Source organism: Bradyrhizobium sp. CCBAU 45394, from assembly GCF_028128655.1.
GTDB classification, from domain to species: domain Bacteria; phylum Pseudomonadota; class Alphaproteobacteria; order Rhizobiales; family Xanthobacteraceae; genus Bradyrhizobium; species Bradyrhizobium diazoefficiens.
The window spans coordinates 332,952-352,977 of the sequence record NZ_LBIX01000012.1 but is presented as its reverse complement, the minus strand read 5'-3'; the positions used below and the strand labels follow the sequence as shown (position 1 = coordinate 352,977).

General features: G+C 65.4%; 18 protein-coding genes. 5 read left to right on the top strand and 13 right to left on the bottom strand.

Annotation, left to right across the window (positions count from 1 at the left end):
• Positions 1-658: 658 nt before the first annotated feature.
• From WN73_RS08850 to WN73_RS08840, 3 genes are all read right to left on the bottom strand, one after another.
• Positions 659-1,084 (bottom strand): DUF1801 domain-containing protein, encoded by a 426-nt coding sequence (locus tag WN73_RS08850; RefSeq protein ID WP_271552397.1) that lies wholly within the window; start codon positions 1,082-1,084, stop codon positions 659-661.
• A 179-nt stretch (positions 1,085-1,263) separates the two neighbouring features.
• Positions 1,264-1,536, bottom strand: a complete 273-nt coding sequence (locus WN73_RS08845) for a DUF2312 domain-containing protein (protein WP_008136868.1) — start codon at positions 1,534-1,536, stop codon at positions 1,264-1,266.
• A gap of 245 nt (positions 1,537-1,781) precedes the next feature.
• Positions 1,782-2,087 carry a DUF1244 domain-containing protein gene (locus WN73_RS08840; RefSeq protein WP_232953852.1) on the bottom strand — a complete coding sequence of 102 codons (306 nt, stop codon included), beginning with the start codon at positions 2,085-2,087 and terminating at the stop codon, positions 1,782-1,784.
• Positions 2,088-2,253: 166 nt separating this feature from the next.
• Here WN73_RS08840 and WN73_RS08835 point away from each other — a divergent pair, with 166 nt between their 5' ends.
• Both WN73_RS08835 and pyk read left to right on the top strand, forming a co-directional pair.
• A complete protein-coding gene (locus WN73_RS08835) occupies positions 2,254-2,853 on the top strand; it encodes a DUF1036 domain-containing protein (protein ID WP_271552393.1) in 600 nt (199 codons plus the stop codon).
• On the top strand, positions 2,850-4,286 hold the full coding sequence (pyk, locus tag WN73_RS08830; RefSeq protein ID WP_011089873.1) for a pyruvate kinase: 1,437 nt from the start codon (positions 2,850-2,852) through the stop codon (positions 4,284-4,286). The genes WN73_RS08835 and pyk overlap by 4 nt, the downstream gene beginning before the upstream one ends.
• A 150-nt stretch (positions 4,287-4,436) precedes the next feature.
• Here the strand turns inward: pyk and WN73_RS08825 are convergent, their stop codons facing one another.
• Positions 4,437-5,117, bottom strand: coding sequence for a TetR/AcrR family transcriptional regulator (locus tag WN73_RS08825; RefSeq protein ID WP_271552391.1), 681 nt, complete (start codon positions 5,115-5,117; stop codon positions 4,437-4,439).
• Positions 5,118-5,404: 287 nt separating this feature from the next.
• Between WN73_RS08825 and WN73_RS08820 the strand changes: the two genes are divergently transcribed.
• A complete protein-coding gene (locus WN73_RS08820; protein WP_271552390.1) occupies positions 5,405-6,892 on the top strand; it encodes a hypothetical protein in 1,488 nt (495 codons plus the stop codon).
• A gap of 336 nt (positions 6,893-7,228) precedes the next feature.
• On the opposite strand, the gene WN73_RS08815 is transcribed toward WN73_RS08820, so the two are convergent.
• Positions 7,229-7,393, bottom strand: coding sequence for a Flp family type IVb pilin (locus WN73_RS08815; protein ID WP_028173014.1), 165 nt, complete (start codon positions 7,391-7,393; stop codon positions 7,229-7,231).
• A gap of 287 nt (positions 7,394-7,680) precedes the next feature.
• On the opposite strand from WN73_RS08815, the gene WN73_RS08810 reads away from it, so the two are divergent.
• The gene (locus WN73_RS08810) at positions 7,681-9,165 is read left to right on the top strand and encodes a hypothetical protein (RefSeq protein ID WP_271552387.1); all 1,485 of its coding nucleotides are present in this window, start codon (positions 7,681-7,683) and stop codon (positions 9,163-9,165) included.
• A 96-nt stretch (positions 9,166-9,261) separates the two neighbouring features.
• Here WN73_RS08810 and WN73_RS08805 read toward each other — a convergent pair whose 3' ends face one another.
• Positions 9,262-9,588: a BA14K family protein gene (locus WN73_RS08805; protein ID WP_028173012.1), complete on the bottom strand. Its 327-nt coding sequence runs from the start codon at positions 9,586-9,588 to the stop codon at positions 9,262-9,264.
• Between the two features lie 255 nt (positions 9,589-9,843).
• Between WN73_RS08805 and WN73_RS08800 the strand changes: the two genes are divergently transcribed.
• Positions 9,844-10,713 (top strand): alpha/beta fold hydrolase, encoded by an 870-nt coding sequence (locus WN73_RS08800; RefSeq protein WP_271552385.1) that lies wholly within the window; start codon positions 9,844-9,846, stop codon positions 10,711-10,713.
• A gap of 94 nt (positions 10,714-10,807) precedes the next feature.
• On the opposite strand, the gene WN73_RS08795 is transcribed toward WN73_RS08800, so the two are convergent.
• The 7 genes from WN73_RS08795 to WN73_RS08765 form a co-directional block, all read right to left on the bottom strand.
• The gene (locus WN73_RS08795; protein WP_060910252.1) at positions 10,808-11,197 is read right to left on the bottom strand and encodes a DUF3052 family protein; all 390 of its coding nucleotides are present in this window, start codon (positions 11,195-11,197) and stop codon (positions 10,808-10,810) included.
• A gap of 40 nt (positions 11,198-11,237) precedes the next feature.
• Complete coding sequence (gene ftsH, locus WN73_RS08790; protein WP_011089881.1) at positions 11,238-13,160, bottom strand: ATP-dependent zinc metalloprotease FtsH; 1,923 nt, start codon at positions 13,158-13,160, stop codon at positions 11,238-11,240.
• Between the two features lie 242 nt (positions 13,161-13,402).
• Positions 13,403-14,488, bottom strand: a complete 1,086-nt coding sequence (gene tilS, locus WN73_RS08785) for a tRNA lysidine(34) synthetase TilS (protein WP_271552382.1) — start codon at positions 14,486-14,488, stop codon at positions 13,403-13,405.
• Between the two features lie 82 nt (positions 14,489-14,570).
• Positions 14,571-15,617, bottom strand: coding sequence for a tol-pal system protein YbgF (gene ybgF / locus WN73_RS08780; RefSeq protein WP_271552380.1), 1,047 nt, complete (start codon positions 15,615-15,617; stop codon positions 14,571-14,573).
• Between the two features lie 189 nt (positions 15,618-15,806).
• Positions 15,807-16,295 (bottom strand): peptidoglycan-associated lipoprotein Pal, encoded by a 489-nt coding sequence (gene pal, locus WN73_RS08775; protein WP_028173008.1) that lies wholly within the window; start codon positions 16,293-16,295, stop codon positions 15,807-15,809.
• Positions 16,296-16,565: 270 nt separating this feature from the next.
• On the bottom strand, positions 16,566-17,291 hold the full coding sequence (locus WN73_RS08770) for an N-acyl amino acid synthase FeeM domain-containing protein (RefSeq protein ID WP_011089885.1): 726 nt from the start codon (positions 17,289-17,291) through the stop codon (positions 16,566-16,568).
• A gap of 181 nt (positions 17,292-17,472) precedes the next feature.
• Positions 17,473-19,803 carry a putative bifunctional diguanylate cyclase/phosphodiesterase gene (locus WN73_RS08765; RefSeq protein ID WP_028173007.1) on the bottom strand — a complete coding sequence of 777 codons (2,331 nt, stop codon included), beginning with the start codon at positions 19,801-19,803 and terminating at the stop codon, positions 17,473-17,475.
• Positions 19,804-20,026 lie beyond the last annotated feature (223 nt).

Here is a 20,026-nt window from a genome sequence, read left to right as displayed (position 1 = left end):
CGAAAAACCCGGAAGGGAGCGTGCGATGTCAGTTCCATGCAAGTCTGAGCTCAGCCTTCTGAACCAGGACGAGCGCGAAGTCATATTGAATACGCACCATCCCGTGGGGTTGGAGAGATGGGGCGCGATGGACTTGAGGGCCTTCGCGACCGGCTACGGGATCTGCGCGACAGGGAGCGTACATTGTCGCGGCATCGACGCCGCGAAACAAAGGGGACGACCGACCCGCGCGGCAAGAGTTTCTCCGGAACGGCAGAGCACGCAAACCGGCGCCAATCGGTCTTCGCTGCCGCCATCAAGCGCGTCAAGAACGAGCTGAGGCGCATCCGAAAGTTTGAGGCACGACGGGAGCTCGGGGAAGCGGCGCGACGGGCGCTGGCACTTCGTCGGGCACGTCAGTTTTCCCGACCGCAGACGACCCCAACTTCGCATGACGGCATGCGGTCCATCCCAAGCCGTCGCCGGATCAAGAAACTTCCACCGGTAAAAATCGGAAGGGTCTCGCAGGCCAACAAGCGGGCGCAGGCCCGACGAGACTCCAAACGCGGACGCGGCAATTGAGACGAGACCGACAATCCTGCCGATAGAGGCTGCGCGCCGGACCGGCGCAACGGCGTGCTCGCCATGTCCAAGACTATAGTGTCGAAACCCGCAGCTTCTATCTCGCTTTCCTGACCCGCCGATCCAGATGATACGTCAGCGCCAGCGAGAGACAGACGGTGAGCTGCTGCTTCGGAAGCGCGCCGGATACCGGCAACAGCAACGCCCTCGTCTGCCGATACTCGAACTGATCGGGAAAGCGCTCGCGGAACGTATCGACCAGCGTCGTCCTGCAGTTGACGAGAATGGCGGCGCGATCGGAGTCCTTCACGCGCCCGAGCCGGATCGTAGAGCCGCTGCCGGTCTCATCGGTCAGATAAGCGGGTTCGCCCCATTTCAGCGTTTCGGTGAGCGGGCCGACGTCCTCATGCGCCGCAGCGGTCGCGAAGATCAGCGCACGCACCTGAAGCAGCCGCTTGCCGATCGGCGCCGGAAGAGCGTCGAAGGCACGGCTCACCTCGCGCGGTAGCGGCGGCGCAGTCACGGCGTTTCCCTCGATGGACCCACGACACTGGTGTCGTCCTGGCGAAAGCCAGGACCCATACCGCGGAATCTATCGATGAGGTACCAATCCCGCACGACGATAATGCAACTGCCGGCCTTCGCAATAACCACGGCCTGTGGCTATGGGTCCTGGCTCTCGCCAGGACGACAGTACAGACCTCAGATCATTCCCAGCGCCTGCATGTAGGTCTCGAGAATGGTCTCGGCCTCGGCGCGCTCGTTGGGATCCTGCTTGCGCATCCGCACGATGGTGCGCAGCGCCTTGACGTCGTAGCCGTTGCCCTTGCTCTCGGCATAGACGTCACGAATGTCGTCGGAGATCGCCTTCTTCTCTTCCTCCAGCCGCTCGATGCGCTCGATGATGGATTTGAGCTGGTCCTTGGCAAATTTCGTCGCGGGCTCGTCGTCGCGGACGGCGGCGGAGGTGGCCATCTTGGTACTCCCAATGAAACTGGCAAAACGAGGTGACGCCGGCATCCGTCACCGCGCGTGCTGCCTGAACCCTTAGGGTTCGTGCCCCCCGCGTTCAAGCAAGCATCGCGCTCGTCCACAGCGCGCCCACAGGAGATGAGAAGATACTGGAGATTGTCGTCATTCCGGGGCGCCCGAAGGGCGAACCCGGAATCTCGAGATTCCGGGTTCGATGCTGCGCATCGCCCCGGAATGACGGGGAAAGACTAGTGCCCGTGGGGATGGACCTTCTTCATCGCCTCGATCTGCTCGGGCGTGGCCGTGCCCTGGTATTTCGCTTTCCAGGTCTCGTAGGGCATGCCGTAGACGGCCTCCCGGCTCTCGTCCTTGCTCAGGGCGACGCCCTGGGCGTCGGCGGCGTCCTTGAGCCAGTTGGACAGGCAGTTGCGGCAGAAGCCTGCCAGATTCATCAGGTCGATATTCTGGACGTCGGTCCGCGTCTTCAAATGGTCGACCAGGCGCCGGAAAGCGGCCGCTTCGAGTTCCGTTCTGGTTTTGTCGTCGATTGCCATCACTGAATCCCTTGGCTACCCCTGATGTCGTCACCCTTACGGGATCAGGTGGGGTCCTGTCACAGATTTTGCCATATCGCGGCGCAAACGGGCCCCGGGCCGCCTCTCGCGGCAGTTCCCCGGCCCTACGCCAAATCGTCAATCATCTGGTATACGTTCCGCGACAATGATCGCCGAATCTCCCCGTTCCCCGTTTCGCCTGCTCGCCCGGTTGGTCCCGGTGCTGGTGGTTGGCCTGCTGTGCCTCTGGGCCAGCCCGGCCGCCGCCGATTTCCGCCTCTGCAACAACACCTCGAGCCGGGTCGGCATTGCGCTCGGCTACAAGGACGCCGAGGGCTGGACCACAGAGGGTTGGTGGAACATCTCCTCCCGCTCCTGCGAGACCCTGCTGCGGGGAACGCTGGTCGCCCGCTACTATTACATCTACGCGATCGACTATGACCGCGGCGGCGAATGGTCGGGCCAGGCCTTCATGTGCTCGCGCGACAAGGAATTCACCATCCGCGGCACCGAGGATTGCCTGGCGCGCGGCTATGACCGCACCGGCTATTTCGAGGTCGATACCGGCGAGCAGCGCGCCTGGACGGTGCAGCTCACCGATGCCAACGAGCAGCCGGCACAGCCGCGCCTGCCTGGCATGCCCGGCCCGGTTGGCCCGGGTGGCGGCGTTCCGGGTTTGCCCAATGGCCCGCCCGGTGCTACGCCCCCGGGCTCGCCCGGCCTGCCACCGGCCGCAGCTCCCCCTCCGCCTGGGAATAAGCCATGAGGCGTCTTCGCCGTATCAAGATTCTCGCGACCCTTGGACCTGCCTCTTCGGACCTCGCGATGATCCGCCGCCTGTTCGAGGCCGGCGCCGACCTGTTCCGCATCAACATGAGCCACACCCCGCATGACAAGATGCGGGAGCTGGTGGCGACGATCCGCAATGTCGAGAGCAGCTACGGCCGGCCGATCGGCATCCTGGTCGACCTTCAGGGACCGAAGCTCAGGCTCGGCGCCTTCGCCGAAGGCTCGGTCCAGCTCCAGAACGGCCAGACCTTCACGCTCGATTCCGACAAGGCGCCGGGCGATGCCACGCGCGTCAATCTCCCGCATCCGGAGATCCTCGCCGCGCTGCGGCCCGGCCATGCGCTGCTGCTGGATGACGGCAAGGTCCGGCTGATCGCGGAGGAGACCTCGAAAGAGCACGCGGTGACGCGCGTCGTGGTCGGCGGACGGATGTCCGACCGCAAGGGCGTCAGCCTGCCCGACACCGACCTGCCGGTCTCGGCGATGACACCGAAGGACCGCGCCGACCTCGAGGCGGCGCTGGTCACCGGCGTCGACTGGATCGCGCTGTCCTTCGTGCAGCGCGCCGACGACGTGATCGAGGCCAAGAAGATGATCCGCGGCCGCGCCGCGGTCATGGCCAAGATCGAGAAGCCGCAGGCGATCGACCGCCTCGCCGACATCATCGAGGCCTCCGACGCGCTGATGGTGGCGCGCGGCGATCTCGGTGTCGAGCTGCCGCTGGAGCGCGTGCCGAGCCTCCAGAAGCAGATGACGCGCATGGCGCGCCGCGCCGGCAAGCCGGTGGTGATCGCGACCCAGATGCTGGAATCGATGATCCAGTCGCCGGTGCCGACCCGCGCCGAGGTCTCGGACGTCGCCACCGCCGTCTATGAAGGCGCCGACGCCATCATGCTGTCGGCGGAATCGGCGGCCGGCAAATTCCCGGTCGAGGCGGTCTCGACCATGAACCGCATCGGCGAAGAGGTCGAGCGCGACCCGATTTATCGGTCCGTGCTGACCGCGCAGCGCCCCGCGCCGGAATCCACCGCAGGCGACGCCATCGCGGACGCCGCCCGCCAGATCGCCGAGACGCTCGACCTGCCGGCCCTGATCTGCTGGACCAGCTCGGGCTCGACCGCGGTGCGCGTCGCGCGCGAGCGGCCGAAGCCACCGATCGTGGCGATCACGCCGAACATCGCGGCCGGACGCCGGCTGGCGGTGGTCTGGGGCGTGCATTGCGTGGTGGCGGAAGATGCGCGCGACCAGGACGACATGGTGAGCCGCGCCGGCCAGATCGCGTTCCGCGACGGCTTCGTCCGCGCCGGCCAGCGCGTGATCATCGTCGCCGGCGTGCCGCTCGGCATTCCCGGCACCACCAACATGGTGCGCATCGCCTCCGTCGGCCCCGAGGGCGGCGCGGATATCTAGGTCCGCGGGCGCCCGGCAAGCAAAAACGTCGAAAACAACCCCATGCACAGTAGCCGGCCTGTCCGGCATGCCTGCTCGGTTTTTTCGAAAAGGCGCGCCCGGACAACGGCCTGAGCGCGATCAGGCCCCCGCCCCGGTCGCGCCCTCGATTCAGGCCCCGACCAGCGCCTTCGCGGTCGGGAGCAGCGTCTGCTGCACCACCAGGCCGCGGGCGCGGGCGTCCATGACGCCGACGGCGCGCAGCGCAAGCAGCGTCACGGTCTGCACCGCATCGCGCATCTTGACGGGATCTTCGAGATTGTCAGGCGCGAGCGGCCCGACCAGGGCCTCATGCAGCGCACCGAGCAGCGCGGTGGCGGCCAGCGCGGTGTCCTGCGCTGGCAGGTGACCGGCGCGCACGGCCGCATCGATCCGGCCTGCGATCTCGCCCGCGATCTCGCGCCGGCTGGCAAGCCGGGAGGCGCTGACATCGACATCGACCGGCTCGGCCAGGATGCCCCAGGCCAGCCTGCGCTGCGACAGGGTATGGACCGCCACCGTGGTGACGGCGGCAGCCAGCGCCGAGGACGGGCCTGGCGCGGCATCGGCCGCCCGGCGGATCGCCGCGAGCTCGTCGCGGGAGACCTCGGCGATCAATTCGGAGATCAACTCGGCCTTGGAGGGGAAGTAGCGGTAGACCGTGCCGGCCGCGACATTGGCCCGGACCGCGACCGGCGCGATCTGCACCGCCGCCATCCCGCCTTCCGCCGCAGCCTCGCGCGCCGCCGCCAAGATCGCACTGCGCCGGGCCGCAAGGCGCTTAACCACTTGATGCGTCCGCCGATAAACCATGGCGCGCTTCCTGTCCCACACGCCTGCCGCACGCCCTGCGGCCGAACGCTTCGTCACTCAATCGCTGCAAATCGCCCCGCAAGGACTGAACAACTATTCAGGACGAATGACAAGGAGCAAATGAGGATACGGGCGCCACGTAACTCCGAGGCGCACGCGAGCAGGTAGTAAACGCATCCTTGCACCGCGTGGCGGCGGCGAACCGGCCCGGTTTACCCCAACTTAAAAGCGATCATGCTCAGGTGCGGATCTGCTGTTGTGCGTGGTCGTTCAACCCCGAGAGTCCAATGTCGGTTTCCGTTACGAGCAGCGTTCCCGTCCGCGGCGTTGCGCGCTGGCTCGTGCCGCTCTGCATCGGCGCCGGTGTGTACCTGTTCTTCCTCGGCGTCGGCGACATCATGCTGCGGGATTCCGATACGCTGTGGCAGATCAAGATCGGACAGTGGATTCTCGAACATCGTGCGCTGCCCACCACCGATATCTATTCGTTCACGCGCGCCGGTGAGCCCTGGATCTCCAGCTCCTGGCTGTCGCAAGTCCTGTTCGCGCTGGTTTACGAGGCGTCAAACTGGTCGGGCGTGGTTATCCTGACATCGCTCGCAATCGGAGCGACCGCGGCGATCTTCGTTCACCTGCTTGAGCCTTATCTGGAGCCGGCGCGCGCCTTTCTGCTCGTCACCCCGCTCCTCTTCATGTCGATGGGGCATTTCCTCGCGCGCCCGCACATGCTGGCCCTGCCGGTCATGGTGGCCTTTGTCGGCGGGCTGCTGGCGGCCGCCGACCGGCGCACCGCGCCCTCCTGGCTGTTGCTGCCGTTGATGGCGCTATGGGCCAATCTTCACGGCGGCTTCGTCATGGGGCTGGCGCTGATCGGGGCCATCGGCCTCGATGCGCTCGCATCCGCCGATCGCAAGGATCGATTTGCGCTGGCGGCGCGCTGGGCCGTGTTCGGGCTTGCTGCGCTGGCCGCAGCCTGCTGCACGCCCTATGGCTGGAACACGCTTCTCGCATCGACGAAGATCCTCAGCCTCGGCAAGCTGCTCTCGATGATCTGGGAATGGATGCCCGCCGACTTCAGCTCGCTCGATCTGTTTGGAGCCAGCCTGCTCGGATTGATCGCCATCGGCTACTACAGCGGCCTGGTGCTGTCCTGGACCCGTATTCTTCTGCTCCTCGGCCTGGTCTGGGCGGCCCTCAACCACGTCAGAAACATCGAGGCCTTTGCGTTGTTGACGCCGCTCGTGCTGGCGAAGCCGTTCGCCGAGCAATTGGGCGTGACGCGAGCGGTCGCGCTGAGGGCGGCAGACGCCCGGTCCTCCTTTGCAGTGAGCGCAATCGCTGCGCTCGCGATCGTCGCGGCCGGCTGGAGCATCACGCGGTCCTATGCCACGCCGTACCGGTATGCCTTTATCGGCAATCAGTCCCCCGCGGCCGCAGTCGACGTGCTCGAACGGCGGCACGCGCAGCGGATCTTCAGCACCGCTCCGATCGGCGGCTATCTGATCACCCGCAACATCAAGACCTTCATCGATGGCCGCGCCGAGCTGTATGGCGAGCAGTTCGTGCTCGACTACTTCGACGCCGTCGAGGGCAAGAACGTCGAGACGCTCCTGCGCCTGCTCGATACCTACCGGATCGACGCGACGCTGCTGAACCCCACGGTGCCCGCCTCGAGGATCATGGACCATCTGCCGGGCTGGAAGCGGCTCTATGCGGATGACGTCGCCGTGGTTCACGTCCGCGACGACACACCGCTCCCCTCCCCGTCACGGTGAGCGACGAACCAAAGCGCGACGAGATTGGAGAATCGTCATCGCGCCTTGGCGTGTTGCTAGAGCATGAACTCTCGGGAATACCGCCGCACATTTTAGGCAAACGCGGCCCTGCGGGTCCGGATCACGCTCCAGGCCGCCAGCTCTCGCGGCCTTGCGCGGACGCTTCGCCGCGTTCTTGTGGTGGCTGGCCCCGCACCATGAGGGCCAGACACCCCGCAGCAAGACCAAAACGCGACCACGTCCGTTAACCCTCGGTCCCTGGCTGCAAAGCTCCCCGCACAAAAGAAAAGAGCCTCGTCTCGGACGAGGCTCTTTCAACTCTCAATTTGTCCGGCCTTACTTGAGGCTGGTCGAGATCGAGGTGAACTTGGTGTTCAGCGTGCTGCCGAGGTTGTTGACGACGGTGATGATCGCCAGCGCGATGCCGGCAGCGATCAGGCCGTATTCAATGGCGGTGGCGCCGGATTCATCCTTCACAAAGCGCGCAACGAGGTTCTTCATAGAGTGCTCCCAAAAAGTACACGAGGCTACAACTGGTCTGGTCTCTTCGGCTTCCCAGCGCCGCCCGACCATGGAACCGAACGTAGAGGCAAAGAATTGCGCCGCAGTTAATTCGACTGCGTAAACACTGAGCGGTTTGCGTGTATTCGTCGATGGTAAACCGAAATCTAAAACAACCCGTTAAATCATCCGGACGTGACGCCGACCCGGCCCCGATTTACCCGAAGTTATGACCGCCGTGGTCCACTGCCGCCGAACCGACAAGAACAACAGGACGACGAGGCGGAATGTCCCTTTCCTTTGCCAACAGCATCGCGATGCAGGGCCGCGCGCGAGCCCTGGTGCCGCTGTGCGTCGGTGCAGGCGCCTATCTGTTCTTCCTCTATGTCGGCGACACGCTGCTACAGGACTCCGACTCGTTCTGGCAGATCAAGGTCGGGCAATGGATCCTCGATCACGGCGCCGTGCCCACCACGGATTTCTATTCCTTCACGCGGGCCGGCGCGCCGTGGATTTCGACGTCGTGGCTGTCGCAAGTGCTGCTCGCCTTCTCCCATGCGCAATGGGACTGGGCGGGTCCCGTCATCCTCACTGCGATGGCGACCGCACTCACGGCCGCAATCTTCGTCTATCTGCTCGACGCGCAGATCGAGGCACCGCGGGCAGTGCTGTTTGCGATGCTGGCGCTGCTGCTGTCGTTGCACCACGTCCTGGCGCGCCCGCATATTCTGGCGCTGCCGGTCATGGTGGCGTGGGTCGGCCTGCTGATGGCGGCCGCCGACCGCAGGCGTGCGCCGTCCTGGTATTGGCTGCCGCTTATGGCGCTCTGGGCGAACCTGCATGGCGGCTTCGTGCTCGGCCTGGCGCTGATCGGTCCGATCTCGCTCGAGGCCGTCGAGCATGCCGAGAAGGGACAACGGCTCCGACTGTTCATGCGCTGGGTGCTGTTCGGCATCGGCGCAGTGATCGCCAGCTGCTGCACGCCGTACGGCTGGAAGACGCTGCTGGGCGCGACCAACATCCTCAGCCTCGGCGAGCTGCTGTCGCTGATCTTCGAATGGATGCCGGCGAACTTTACCACGTTCACCTCGTTCGAAGGCGCGCTGCTCGGCCTGATCGCCTTCGGCTACTATCGCGGCCTGGTGCTCTCGGCGCCGAGGATCTTTTTGATCCTGTTCCTGACCTGGAGCGCGCTGACCCATGTCAGGAGCATCGAGGCCTTTGCCTTCCTGGTGCCGCTGGTGCTGGCGAAGCCGCTCGGCGAGTTGGTCCCGCGCCCGCAGCCGGACGCCACCGGCACCGACCGCTGGCCGGCCCACTATGTCACCGCGCTTGGCGCGCTGATGATCGTGGCCGCAGGCTGGACCTCGACCTCGCTCTACATGGGGCACCACCGCTTCACCTTCACGATGACGCAGACGCCGGTTGCCGCCGTCGACCTGCTCGAGCAGCGCAAGGTCCAGCGCATCTTCAACGCCTATCAGTTCGGCGGCTATCTGATCTCGCGCGATATCCCCGTCTACGTCGACGGCCGCGCCGAGCTCTATGGCGAGAAATTCGTGATGGACTTCTTCAAGGCGACCGAGGGCAAGAAGCCCGAGCTGCTTCCGCGCCTGCTGGATGAGTACAAGATCGACGCGACGCTATTGGTCGCCGATGCGCCCGGCCCCCAGATCCTCGATCAGCTCAAGGGCTGGAAGCGAATCTATGCCGACGACATCGCGGTGATCCATGTGCGGGACGACAGCGCGGCCGCGAAATCGTCGAAGTGAGGACGCGACTCCAGCTTCATCCCGGCAGCATCTTGCATGGAGTCCTCCGGCCATGCGGCCGGAGGTCCAATTGATCCGGTGATTTGCCGCTTTGCCTTACCTGCAGGGATGGCGGTTGCCGTCCAGACCGAGATAGGTGCCCGTCGCCGGATCGAAGGACCGGTAACGCTCGGAGCAAGAACGGGAAGCGGCGCCGTCCGCGCGAGCCATGGCGCTGTCGGCGCCTTGCGCGGGAGCCGCGCCGTCCGGCAACTCGAGGCCCAGCCGGCCCGCCGGCGTCAGCGTGCCATTCAGGTTGCGATTGGGGTTCTCCGCTTCGTACGTGTCCGGATGACTGCTCGCAAAGCCGGATTGCGCGTAGGCGGTGGTTGCAGTCAGGGCCGACAACACAGCCACGGCAGCGAGGATCTTAAGTCCAGTCATAGTCGATCTCCATCATTGGCCGGTGCATCGTGCGGCCGGTGCGGCAGGAGGTGGGCCGACATGGTGTGCTGGACAAGCTCGCCGTGATGGCGGACTCGCCACCAGGCGCGATCTGGTCGTTCAAATACGGAAAGCGTCGTTTGTTTGTGGAACGCGAGGGAGGGACGAAAGCCCGCGCCCTGGTTTTTGTCTTGGAACGTGACGCCGCCACTTTGTCATGCGCTAATGTCCGGTGGACGAACAGGAAGACGTGTCATGATGTTTCGCAAACTCCTCACCGCCCTTCTCGTCATGGTCTCGATCAATGCTGCGCATGCGGCGCCGCAATGGCTGAGCCTGCCGCCGACGCCGACCTTGCCCAAGGCGGCGCAGAGCGGCTTCGCGCCCGTCAACGGCATCAAGGTCTGGTACGCCGTGTTCGGCCGCGGGGAGCCCGTGCTGTTGCTGCATGGCGGCCTCGCCAACGCCAACTACTGGGGTCACCAGGTCCGTGCGCTGCAACGGCGCTATCAGGTCATCGTCATGGAGAGCCGCGGGCACGGGCGCAGCAGCCGCAACCAGGAGCCCTATGGCTACGATCTGATGGCCTCGGACGTGGTCGGGCTGCTCGACCATCTCAAGATCAGGAAGGCCGCGATCGTCGGCTGGAGCGACGGCGCGATCATCGGCCTCGACATCGCGATGAAGCACCCGGAGCGGGTCACCAAGCTGTTCGCTTTCGCGGCCAACTCGGATCCGTCGGGCGTTGCCGATATTGCGTCAAGCGACGTCTTCAACGCCTACATCGCCAGAGCCGGCGAGGAGTACAAGCGTCTCTCGCCGACCCCGACGGAGTACAAGAGCTTCGTCGCGGAGATTACCAAGATGTGGGAGAGCCAGCCGAAATGGACGGCGTCGGATCTCGCGGCGATCAAGGTCCCGACCTGGATCGTGGATGGCGATCACGACGAGGCGATCAAGCGCGAGAACACCGAGTTCATGGCGGCGAACATCCCGGGCGCCGGCCTGCTGATCCAGCCGGAGGTCAGTCACTTCTCGTTTCTGCAGGATCCGGAGCAGTTCAACGACGACGTGCTGCGCTTTCTCGAGCGGCGCGGCGAGAGGGCGGGAGCCGCGGCGAAGTGAAATATCGTAGGGTGGGCAAAGCGAAGCGTGCCCACGACTTCTGTCTCGCTTGCCGATAGGTGGTGGGCACGGCGCAAAGGCGCCTTTGCCCAGCCTACTTCTTCGCCGGGCGGTCCTTCACGGGGATCACGAGCTTGAGGCCGGACCAGACGTCGTCGACGGCGCAGACCTTGATGTCGACGAGGCCGTTCGCGAGCGCGGCCTCGCGCACCAGCGTTTCCGTCACGTCAGTCGCGACGCCCGAGGCCTTCTTCGGCCATGACGCCCAGATCATCCCATCAGGTGCGATCGCCTTGCGGTAGCTGCGCAGCTTGACCGCAAAGCCTTTGGCTTCGGTCGCGAAGACATGCACCATGTCGAGCGGCGCCTTGGCGGTCTTTGCGATCTTCACGTCATCGGGCAATTCACCGACGACATCGCGATAGGCCGACGAAAGGCCGTCCACGAAAATACAAAAGCCCGGCTTGATGCCGAGCTTTTGCACTAACGGTTTGCCGGAATAGCTGGCCACGACGCGAGAGGCGTTACGCCTGCGGTTGCGGCTCCAGGCCCGGATCCGGATCGGGCCGCGGGCGCGACTTGCCGGCCGGGGGCACGGCGGAGGCGCGCGGCGTGGTCGGCTCGAGCACGGACTCGCGGTTCGGCTTCTTGCCCTTGAGCAGATCGACGATCTCGTCGCCGGAGAGCGTCTCGAACTCGAGCAGGCCCTTGGCCAGCGCCTCAAGATCACCGTGCTTCTCGGTGAGGATGCGGGTGGCTTCCTTGTAGCCTTCCTCGACCAGGCGCCGGATCTCGGAGTCGATCTTCTGGACGGTCGCCTCAGAAGCGTTCTGCGTCCGCGACACCGACATGCCCAGGAACACCTCGTCCTGGTTCTCGCCGTAAGAGACGGTGCCGAGCTCTTCCGAGAGGCCCCAGCGCGTCACCATCATGCGGGCGAGGCGCGTGGCCTGCTCGATGTCGGACGCAGCACCCGAGGTCACCTTCTCGCGGCCGAAGATCAGCTCTTCGGCGACGCGGCCGCCCATCATGATGGCGAGGCGCGAGGTCATCTGCTCCAGCGACATCGATAGCTTGTCGCGCTCGGGCAGCTGCATGACCATACCCAGCGCACGGCCGCGCGGGATGATCGTCGCCTTGTGGATCGGATCGGTCGCGGGCACGTTGAGGCCGACGATGGCGTGGCCGCCCTCGTGATAGGCCGTCAAGAGCTTCTCTTCCTCGGTCATGACGAGCGACTTGCGCTCGGCGCCCATCATCACCTTGTCCTTGGCCTCCTCGAACTCAGCCTGGGTCACCATCCGCTTGTTGCGGCGGGCGGCGGTCAAAGCGGCTTCGTTGACGAGGTTCATCAGGTCGGCGCCGGAGAAGCCCGGGGTGCCGCGCGCGATGGTCTTGAGGTTGATATCCGGCGCCAGCGGCACCTTGCGAACGTGAACCTTGAGGATCTGCTCGCGGCCGACAACGTCCGGATTCGGCACCACGACCTGACGGTCGAAGCGGCCGGGACGCAGCAGCGCGGGATCGAGCACATCAGGACGGTTGGTGGCGGCGATCAGGATCACGCCCTCGTTCGCCTCGAAGCCGTCCATCTCGACCAGCAGCTGGTTCAGCGTCTGCTCGCGCTCGTCATTGCCGCCGCCGAGACCGGCGCCACGGTGACGACCGACGGCGTCAATTTCGTCGATGAAGATGATGCAGGGGGCGTTCTTCTTGGCCTGCTCGAACATGTCGCGGACGCGGCTCGCGCCGACGCCGACGAACATCTCCACGAAGTCAGAACCCGAAATGGTGAAGAACGGCACGTTGGCTTCGCCCGCGACCGCACGCGCGATCAGGGTCTTACCGGTGCCGGGAGGGCCAACCAGCAGCACGCCGCGCGGAATGCGGCCGCCGAGGCGCTGGAATTTGCCGGGGTCGCGCAGGAATTCGACGATCTCCTGCAGGTCCTGCTTGGCTTCGTCCACGCCGGCGACGTCCTCGAAGGTGACGCGGCCATGCGCTTCAGTGAGCATCTTCGCACGCGACTTGCCAAAGCCCATCGCCTTGCCGGCGCCGCCCTGCATCTGCCGCGACAGGAAGATCCACACGCCGATCAGCGCGATGAAGGGCAGCCAGGAGACCAGCAGCGAGACGAACCAGGGCACGTTGTCGCCCGGCGGCTTCGCGGTGATCTGGACCTTGCTGTCATAGAGGCGCTTGACCAGCGTCGGGTCGTTCGGCGCATAGGTCTGGAAGCTGGAGCCGTTGGTGAAGGTGCCGTGGATATCCGGCCCCTGGATCACCACGTCGCGCACATTGCCGCGGTCAACCTCGCTCAGGAGCTGGGAGAAGGCGATGTCCTGCGAGGAGGCGCGCTGACCCGGATTTTGGAAGAGCGTGAACAACGCCAACAGCAGCAAGACAATGATGACCCAGAGGGCGAAATTGCGCAGATTGGCGTTCATCGATCTTCCTTCGTGGTCGCGCGGATCGCGGCCTGAATCCTTGGGCAGTACGAGGAAATCCCCAAGGAATCCTCTCGGTTAGACGCATACAATTTAGGTGCCGCCCCGGTCGCTGCCAAGGGAACGAGATGGGACTATTTATCCCATCTTAGGGCGATTCCCGCTGAAATAATGGCGACCTACCCGGGGTTTTTCCTGCCTGGTTAAGGTGACCTGACGGCGCTGCCTCGAAACAGCCGGTGTCATGATCCGCCTCTATCGCCCTTGCGCCGCCGGGCCGGCGCCGGCGCGATCTGGATACGCCCGCCGGCAAGGCTGATCAAGGCTCCCGCAAGGGTCTGCTTCAGGATCGGCCGGCCATTTGCGGCTGCGCGGGGAGCTGCGGCCATACCAGCAGCGATGGCCTGATCGAGCGCGGCCAGGAGGGTTTCGACCTTGCCGAGTTCCGCCGGCCCCTCGTGCCCGAGCGCGTTGATGGCCCGCAGCAGCATCCGCAGCCGGACCTCCTCCGGCAGGGTGGCGAACGCGCCGGCCTCAAAGCTTCGCCTATCCGGCCCATGCGGCGCATCGTCGCGATCCCTCAAGCGAAGGAAGCGCTCGGCCCCGTCCGTCAGCACCTCCACCGCCGCATTGGCGCGCGCCAGCCTGGCTGCGAGCCGCGCCAGACTGCGGGCGTCGCCGCCCTCGGCCGCAAGCTGCGGCAACAGCGCGCGCAGCCGCGGCCGGGTGAAGGCGGGGTCGCGGTTGGTGGGATCATCGGCAAAGCCGATCTTCGCGCGCTTCAGGGTCGCGATCAGCTGCGCCTTCGGGACGTCGAGCAGCGGACGCGCCAGCACGATGCCGTCGCGCTCCGTGAGGCGCGCCATCGCCGACAGCCCGGCAAGTCCGCTGCCGCGGACGAGGCGCATCAACAGCGTCTCGGCCTGGTCGTCGCGGGTGTGGGCGGTCAGCACATGGCTCGCACCGGCGCTGCGCGCGGCCTGCACGAGCAGGCGGTAGCGGGCTTCGCGCGCGGCCGCGGGCAGTCCCGTCTTCGGCTTGGCGCCGCGCCAGCGCAGGGTCCGGTGTGGCAGGCCGAGCTCGGTAGCGAGCCGCTTCACCTCGCGCGCCTCGCGCGCCGCCTCGGGCCGCAGGCCATGATCGACGGTGACGACGGTGAGACGCGGGCCGCGCGCAAGGCTGCGCTGCCAGCGCGCGGCGAGCCACATCAGCGCGATCGAGTCGGGCCCGCCGGACACCGCGAGCACCAGCGCGGGCGCACTTTTCAACTCGGCGAAGAGCTGCTTCGCCTCGCGCGCGGAGATCGGAGAATTGTCGTCGTCTGACATGACGCTGCCCAGCAATCGCCAGCGGATGGACCGACTGTTTAGCGCAGCACCATCCGCGTTGTCAGCGATCAACGCCGCATGGTCAGCACTTCACCCGCTTCTGCTCGCGGTCGACGGCGGCTTTGACGCCGGCGGAGGCGCGCGGATATTTGCGGCCGACCTCGCCGAAGGCGGCGCAGGCGGCCTCCTTCTCCTTCAGCGCGGCCAGCGACTGGCCGAGCCGCAGCAGCGCATCCGGCGCCTTGGCCGACTTCTCGTATTTGGTGGTGACGGCGAGGAAGGCTTCCGCGGAGTCGCGATATTGCTGGCGCTGGAAGTAGCTCTCGCCGAGCCAGTATTGCGCGTCGCCGAGCAGCGGGTCGCTCGGATATTTCTGCGCGAAGTTCTTCATGGCCTGCTCGGCGAGCGCATAGTCCTTGCGCTGCATGTAGCCGATGCCGAGGTCGAACTCGTCGCGCGGCGTCGCCGACGGTGGCAGGGTGGTCAGGCCGGTGCCGGCGGCTGGCGCAGGGGAGCCCTGTTGGGCCGGCGGATAGCCGGGCTGGGCTGCCGGCGGCACGCCCTGCTGATAGCGCGGGCTGGTGTTGGCGAGATCGAGCGGCTCGCCGGCGTTGCGCCCTCCGGGCGCTCCGCCAGGGACTCCCGCCGGCATCGGCTGCTGGCCGCCGCCGAGCGCGCGCGGCGCGCCGGGCGCGCTCGGATTCTGGCTGGGGTCAAAGGCATCGCCGCGGCGGCGCGTGCCGGGGGCACCGGGCGCCGGCTGCTCCTGAACGATCGGCGGGGGAGACGCGATCTGCGGCTGCTCGTAATTCGGCTGGGCGGGTTGCGGCTGCTGCTGGCGATAGGCCGGCGCAGCCTGCGCGGGTGGCACGGCGGCGACACTGGGCTGCACCGGCGCCTGTCCGGGCGCAGCTTGCGCACCGCCTTCGAGCGCCCGCAGGCGCTCTTCGAGCTGGCGGTTGCGGTATTGCAATTCTTCGTTCTGGCCGGTGAGCTGGCGCAGCTGGTTCTCCAGCCGCTCGATCCGCATCTCGGGGTCATCGTCCGACTGCGCGAGGACAGGCGAACACAAGGAGAGCAGCGCGGCGGTCGCCACGGTGCCGGTAAAGACCTTAAATCTGGATGACATCTTGCCCTGACGACGAAAGCGAAATGGCCTGCGACGGAACATTCGACGCGCCACACATTGAAGGGGAGTACGCCAAAAATGTGACTGGCACCACGGGGTTTCTGTCACAGATCGCTGAAACGAAACCGGCGCCCGTGAGGGCGCCGGCATAATCGAATTCTGAAGATGAACGGCGCCTGACTTGAAGCGTCAGGAGCTCGCGTTCAGCACGGTGACGGCGCGGCGGTTCTGCGACCAGCAGGAGATGTCGTTACAGACGGCCACCGGCCGCTCCTTGCCGTAGGAGATCGTGCGCATGCGGTTCGGATCGATGCCGCGCGAGGCGAGGAACGAACGCACCGATTGGGCTCTGCGGGCACCGAGCGCGATGTTGTATTCGCGGGTGCCGCGCTCGTCGGCATGACCTTCGATTGTGAAGGAGTAGCGCGGATAGGTCTGCAGCCACTGCGCCTGCTTCTCCAGGGTCACGATCGCCTGCGGGGTCAGATCGGTCTGGTCGCTTTCGAAGAACACGCGGTCGCCCACGTTGACGACGAAGTCCTGCTGGCTGCCCGGCGTCGCCGCGTTGGCCATCGCATCCGCAGCAGAGTTCTTGTTGGCGCAGGCGCCCATCGACAGCGCGACGGCAAGCACCGCGGCCAGCTTCAATCCCTGGAGGATACGCATAGGATGTTTCATTCCGGAGCCTCCACGCTCGCGTTAGTCCACTGCTGTCCGGTCTACAGGGGGTTGGTTAAGCGAACGTTCCGTCAACCTTGATGGGATGTTGCCAGAGCCGGTCAAATGCCCCCCACCGGCGAAAAGCACCCGCCATGGTTAATGGGTTGTAAATGTGGCGCGAGGGTGAAAGCAAGCCGCGTTCACGGGCAAAATCGCTGGCTTTGCTTGAATTTTGGGCCTGAGCCCCGGGAAATCCCGGAGCGCCTTCGTCAGGCGGCCCGCCGGGAATCAGGCGTGAGCGGCATCCGGCACCCGCAGCGGCTGCTGCGGCGCCTGGCGCTGCGCGCTGCGCCCGAACAGCATCCGCCGCTCGAAGGCGGTGGACCGCATGATCGGATAACGCTCGAACACCTTCTTGCGGAAGGTCGGGAAATCCGCCGCCATCAGTCCGAACGGCTTGGTGAGACCGGGAACCAGCCTCGGCTCGGCAATGGTCTCGTGCAGAAACACCCGCCGGTAGAAGGCCTGATGCTCCGGACGCACGATCGCAAGGCCAAGATCGGCATTGAAATGCTCGCAGGCCATGTAGGCGAGCCGGGTCGTCAGGTAGGGCAATTCCGGAACCCGCTTCACCTGGTCGGGATCAGCGACAAACCGCGTGGGGTCGATCATGACCTCGCCGCGATCGAGTCGCGGCAGCAGGATCTCGGGAAAGACATCGGCCGAGGTCGACTGCCGCCACTCCGATGTCAGCACGCTGATGCGCACGGAGCTGCAAAGCTCGCCGTGCAGATAGACGCCGAAGGTCCACGCGTTCGGCAATTCGTCATACTGGTCGGTGACGCGCGCATCCGCGGATTCCTTGACGGCACCTTCGCGCAGATAGGCGCGGTAGCGGAGATTGTAGATCTTCTCCTTCTCCGCGACCGTGTCGGCGAGATGATAATCGACGTCAGTCAGGAGCTCGGCGCCCCGTCCTACAGCCGAAATGATCGCTCTGGCTGAGGACTGCATTCCAACTCCTTACCCACCACCGCTCACCGCATGCGCGCGGGAACAACCTCCACGCGCGTGATGATTTATTAACAGCTTCTTAACAACGAAGCAAAGCAATCGAAGTGTTAGGGTTAATCCCCCCGTAGCACTACGGTGCCGGGCAACAGACTGAAACGACGGGAAATTCTCGGACGCGGACTTAAGCGAAGGAGCGCGAGCCGACGACCTGGAGCAGGGCTTCGTCGCGCCGTCCATGCGAGGCGTTGAGGAGCTGGCGCATCCGCACGGCGGGCACCGGGCGGCTGAACAGATAGCCCTGCGCCTCGGAGACGGTGCCGTCGGCGCTGATCAGCTCGAGCTGCTCGTTGGTCTCGATGCCCTCCACCACGACCGCCATGCCGAGGTCGGCGGACAGCCGCGCCACGCCGCGCAACAGCGTCAGCGGCCGGTCGGTGTCGATGCCTTCGAGGAAGGAGCGGTCGATCTTCACCTTCTGCATCGGGAAATTATGCAGGTAGCTGAGGCTCGAATAGCCGGTGCCGAAATCGTCGAGCGAGATGCGCACGCCGAGCGCATGCAGCTGCGAAAGGATGTCGTGGGTGAGCTGGGTGTTGCGCAGCAGCGAGGACTCGGTGATCTCGATCTCCAGCCGATGCGCCGGCAGGCCCGAGACCTCCAGCGCGTAGCGAATCTCGCTCAGCACGTCGCGCTGGTGGAATTGCTGCGGCGAGAAGTTGACGGCGACGCTGACGCCCTCCGGCCACTTCATGCATTCCATGCAGGCGCGGCGCAGGATCCAGCGGCCGAGATCGACGATCAGGCCCATGTCCTCGGCGACCGGGATGATGTCGACCGGCGAGACCGTGCCGCGCACCGGATGATTCCAGCGCAGCAGCGCCTCGCATGTGGTGATCTTGCCGGACTTGAGATTGACCAGCGGCTGGTAGAACAGCTCGAACTCCTCGTTGGCGAGCGCCTTGCGCAGGTCGAGCTCGAGGATGCGGCGGGCCTCGACGGTCGCCGCCATCTCGTCGCGGAAGAAGCAGAAGGTGCCGCGGCCGTCGGCCTTGGCGCGGTACAGCGCCATGTCGGCGTTCTTGAGCAGCGTATCGGCGCTGATGCCGTCCGGCGAGGTCAGCGCGATGCCGACGCTGGCGCCGATCTCGACCAGATGATTGTCGATGCGGTAGCGCTCGCTCAGCCGCTCGACGATGCGGCGGGCGAGGCTCGCGGCATCCTCGGGCGAGCTGATGTCCTGCTGGAACACGACGAACTCGTCGCCGCCGAAGCGGGCGACGAAATCCTCCGGCCGCAGCATCTCGCGCAGTCGGTTGGCGACCGCACATAGCAGCTGGTCGCCGCAGGGATGCCCCAGCGTGTCATTGACCTGCTTGAACTGGTCGAGGTCGACGAACAGCAGCGCGGAGAGCCGTTCGGCATGGTGCGAAATCGCCAGCAGCCGCTCGATTTCGTCGCGGAAGGAGACCCGGTTGGGCAGCGCCGTGAGCTCGTCATAGCGGGCGAGATGGCTGATCCGGGCTTCCGCGTTGGTGCGTTCGGTGATGTCTTCCAGCAGCAGCACGGTGCCGCCGCCGGTCATCGGCTGGAACGTCCAGGCGAGCGAGCGGCCCCGCGCGGGATTGGGATCCGCGGTGGCGATCTCGCGGATTCGCGCGTGCTCGATCTCGGCCAGGATCTGGTTGCCGCTCTCCGCCGAGATGGAGCCTGCGGCGACGCAGGCCGACACGATATCGACGGCGGTGGCGCCGCGCTTGACCAGATCCTCGGGCAAGCTCATCAGCTCGCCGAAACGATGGTTCATCACCGCAAGGCGCCCATCGGCGCGAAACATGCACAGCCCGTGCGGCATGTTGTTGAGCGCGGTATCGAACTGGCTCGCCAGCGCGGATTCGCGGAAGCTAGAGGTCAGCGCCTTGACGAAGATCGCGTGCAGGCTGAGGTTGATGTTCTTCAGGCCGATGAAGAAGAACACGAGCAGGATCGCAAGACCGATGTGGTAGAATCCGCCATGCAGCAGCAGGGCGAGCGACATCGGACCGCAGGCGAGCGCGACGTGCCACTGGATCACCCGGGGCTGGCCGTAATTGCGGGCGGCGCCGCCGGCGGTGTAGCCGATGCCGATGGCGACACAGAGCATGTCGGCGACCGGATCCTCGTTGTTGTAGATGACGACGAAGGCCCATATGCCGAGCACCGCCGCATAGCTGAGCGCGCCGATCCAGTAACGCGGCTCCAGATGCTTGGCCTCTTCGAATGACAGTCCCTGCGTCCGGTTTTCGTATCCGCGCATCTGGAATGCGCGCGCGGTGCCGATGGCGATCAGGAGAAACGCGATCGGCCACAGCCAGACGTCGCCGGTCTTCAGCGCAGTCATCACCGCGGCCACGGCCGCGGAGGCCGAGCCCAGGAAAATCGCCCAGAAATTCTGCACCATAGAGTTGATGAGAGCGGCGTAGAGTATCGGCTCCAGCTCGTCTCGATCGCTCTGCTTCTGGTCGGCCAGTTGCATCGGCTTGTTACGCGTCCTGTTTGGAGCGTACTTTTACTCAGCCCAGGTGAAGCTTTCCTGAGGGAACATCGTTAAAGTCGGGTTGTTTTTCGGCAATAGCGAACCGATTTTCGCTGAAATATCAAGCAACTAGGCAAGCGTTGCCGAGCGCAAGGTGAAGGAAAGCTTGCCGCGCGCGCAGAACCCGAAAAAATCGGCGTGATTTTTCGAAAAGATCGCGCGT